Consider the following 3,072-nt stretch of genomic DNA (forward strand, 5'->3'; position numbering starts at 1 on the left):
TTTTATGCCGCGTCACTTTGACGTTGCTGTTTCGCTTGCTCGATGACATTCAAAAGATCTGATTGTAACCAACGGGATAAAAAACCAAATTTTAAAGGTTTTGGGAGAGAGCCATTGGTAACATGACGGCGGAAAGTTGAGACACTCATATGAAGCAATTTTGCACTTTCACGGTCTGTTAAAAGAATATCATTTTCTGTCATTCTAAAATCCTTTCACTATAAAAAAGAAAACAAACTATAACCATTTATTAACCACATTTTGGTTTATTTAGAAAGATGTTTTATTTATAGAAAACAATATTTTATCATATAAATTCTCATGTGATAAATTATGAGTCTAATTGAGAGGGAATGAGAGGGAAGAGAGAGAAAGTTATCCACAGATCATGGGGTTATGCACCCCATATCTTAAGATTGACCGGTGACATAAGCCGCCCATTTATCCATATAGACACGGCGTTGTTCTAGATAGTCAGTACGACGATAGGCACGTTCTACTTGCCCCCCGACTGTATGACTTAGAATAGTTTCAGCGACCTCATAGGGGGCATCGGTTGTTTCAGCGAGCCAATTGCGTAAACTAGAACGAAAGCCATGCGGGCAGGCTTCAAGGTTATTATTTCTCATGTAAATATACATACACTTCTCAGCGAGGGGACCGCGACCTTTAGCAGAAAAAAAGAAATCATTGCGAGAAAGCCCGCGCGCTTGCTTTAAAATGTCTAATGCCTCTAATGATAAGGGGACGCGAAATTCTTTTGTTGTATCACGCTTTCCTTTCATATTTTCAGCAGGTATGGTCCATATATCCCCATCAATCTGGTCTTTATGAATATGACGTAAAGGATTGGTACGAACGCCTGTCAGAATAAGCAAACGCAAAGGCAGTTGTGTTATGTTTTGTGTTTTACAGAGTGACTGATAAAAGGCAGGGACATCTTTCCAATCCATCGCTGGTCTATTAATAACCTTATGGCGTTGTTTGCCTAAGAGCGCTTTTGCTTTATCTGTTGCCTGTAAATCAACATCCAAACCTAAGGCAGCCGCATGTTTGAGACAAAGATTAAGACGGATAAGAGCTCTATTAGCTGTTGCAGCTTTTGTATGCCAAATAGGGGCAAGGGTATTGCGTATCTCTGTTTGTGTAATCTCTGAAACGGGCATACAGCCTAATTTAGGGAGAATATGAAGTTGTAAAGGCGAAAACCAACGCCCATCTTTACCATCCCCTTTTAATTCAGCTTTACGACTTTCAAAAGCCTCTAAAGCAATATCTTTTAAATAATGAAGATTGCTTATTGCCTCACGCTTTTGTTTTTCACGTTCTTTAATAGGGTCACGCCCTTCACGTAAAACAGCCCGCCATCCTGTTGCCAATTCACGGGCTTGTTTTAAAGAAACATCTCGCAAGGCACCCAAGCCCATTTCACGGCGCCGACCATGAATGGTATAACGATAAAGCCATTGAGCACCACCATCTTTACGCTTATGGAGAAGCAAGCCGGCACCATCATTATATTTGCCAGCTCCCAATGTTGAGACAGCCCTTGCATTAAGACGATTCATAAGAACCATTTTTACTCCTTTCTGCTATAGTTTTTACCCACACATCAACCCCGCTTGTGACGTGCAAGCAAGTGATTTTGATTGATTCAAGATACACAGATTTAAGATGAGAGAATCTTACGTTATTCAGGGTTCTCATTCAATATGAATAACGCTAGATTATGATTATAAATCAATGCCTTGAACGCTTGTTGCCCATTCATAATAGCTCTCAACTTTTTCATATCGCCCATAGTGGAGAGGGTCATGCATAAGATATTTTGTCACAAAATCTTCAAACACTTTCCCTCGTAGAGTATTTGAAGTTGTCTGTTCACGATAGGATTGTAAGAGAGAACGTAAAGGAAGCGTTTTGTTCTGAGATTGAAGCATTTATAATAAAACCCCACCGCTTTATGAGTGTTGATCTATCAGTGTCAAAAAACTTTAAAGAGAATCTGCTAGATCTATTTAGAACAAATAGCAATAGTACAATAAGAAAAGGGTGCTAAATGCCCATAAACTACTTAAAAATGAAGTTTATAAAGAGAGGTTATCCACAGCCCATGACATGGAATAAGATCAGCAAAGTAGTGAAATTTGCTGTTCGTTTCATGGGTTAATCAAGATTAAATGTACTATGGGCTTTAAAATATCAGAATGAGTATTTTGATAAGTTTTATGAATCATTTTCCTTATAGGTTTTGAAGGTGTAAAAATCGTCAAAACCCCTTCAAAACGTATATTATTAGTTGAATTTATAGGTTGTGTTATCAATATGAGTTGTTTTTTTAAGATCTGTAAAATATTAACATATTGAAAAATAACATTTTTAATTTTTAACGTTTTTTTATCTAAAAGGAGCAACCCTCAAAACTCAAAACCCCGTCAAAACCTATAGAGGTTGTGTTTTGGATATCTTTGACACAAGGTTAAAAGAACCTTTGTATGTTTCTTCTTTAAAAAATGATAAAATAAAAACCCTCAAAGATACTTCGTAAACCTTTTGTTGGTACGATAAGATCTTTGAAGGTTTTAAGGATAACAAAAAATTACAATGGCTTCATTGCTTGATGCTGTTGTTTTTGACGAACGGATGCCATTCATAGCGTATGGTAGGGCGACCGCCTTGTGCGCTATTTTCGCTTGCTATTACACCTGTTGACGAATATGACTGAAGCGACATAAGAGCTCTAAAGCTTGCTTCACAGCTTCTTTGTCTTTTAAACATTTCCAATCACGTTTATAAACATCCCTTGCTGTAAAAACATCGGGTAAATGATCACAGCGCTCGACAATCAATTTTGCCCCCTCTGTTGCTAAGCTATTCGCCGCCGCATAGAGCCTTTTGATATGACTTAACAAATATTTTTCCCATCGCAAGGTTGTTTAAAGGGCATCTTTATTGATTTCAAAACGCCCCCCTTCGGTTAATTCAAAAATCAACGCAAGACTTACTATGGTTTTAGGCATTTTCAAAAGATGTGCTTGTAAGCTTTCAGAAAGGTTGTTCTCTTTGGCTTCT

At 37.8% G+C, this 3,072-nt stretch carries 3 protein-coding genes and 1 pseudogene; all 4 read right to left on the bottom strand.

Annotated features, from left to right (window positions below; all coding sequences use genetic code 11):
- Positions 1–2: 2 nt before the first annotated feature.
- Positions 3–203, bottom strand: coding sequence for a helix-turn-helix transcriptional regulator (locus GGR08_RS07670; protein ID WP_007347209.1), 201 nt, complete (start codon positions 201–203; stop codon positions 3–5).
- A 207-nt stretch (positions 204–410) separates the two neighbouring features.
- Positions 411–1,577 carry a tyrosine-type recombinase/integrase gene (locus tag GGR08_RS07675; RefSeq protein ID WP_183194719.1) on the bottom strand — a complete coding sequence of 389 codons (1,167 nt, stop codon included), beginning with the start codon at positions 1,575–1,577 and terminating at the stop codon, positions 411–413.
- A 156-nt stretch (positions 1,578–1,733) separates the two neighbouring features.
- A complete protein-coding gene (locus GGR08_RS07680; RefSeq protein ID WP_183194720.1) occupies positions 1,734–1,940 on the bottom strand; it encodes a PDDEXK family nuclease in 207 nt (68 codons plus the stop codon).
- Between the two features lie 670 nt (positions 1,941–2,610).
- Positions 2,611–3,072 (bottom strand): annotated as a pseudogene (locus GGR08_RS07685) (DUF3987 domain-containing protein); the annotation flags it as partial.

This window comes from Bartonella fuyuanensis (genome assembly GCF_014197255.1).
Lineage (GTDB): Bacteria > Pseudomonadota > Alphaproteobacteria > Rhizobiales > Rhizobiaceae > Bartonella > Bartonella fuyuanensis.

Bases quoted from the DNA above. Each gene is read 5' to 3' on its own strand.
- GGR08_RS07670 (WP_007347209.1), bottom strand. From the start codon at position 203: ATGACAGAAAATGATATTCTTTTAACAGACCGTGAAAGTGCAAAATTG.
- GGR08_RS07675 (WP_183194719.1), bottom strand. From the start codon at position 1,577: ATGGTTCTTATGAATCGTCTTAATGCAAGGGCTGTCTCAACATTGGGA.
- GGR08_RS07680 (WP_183194720.1), bottom strand. From the start codon at position 1,940: ATGCTTCAATCTCAGAACAAAACGCTTCCTTTACGTTCTCTCTTACAA.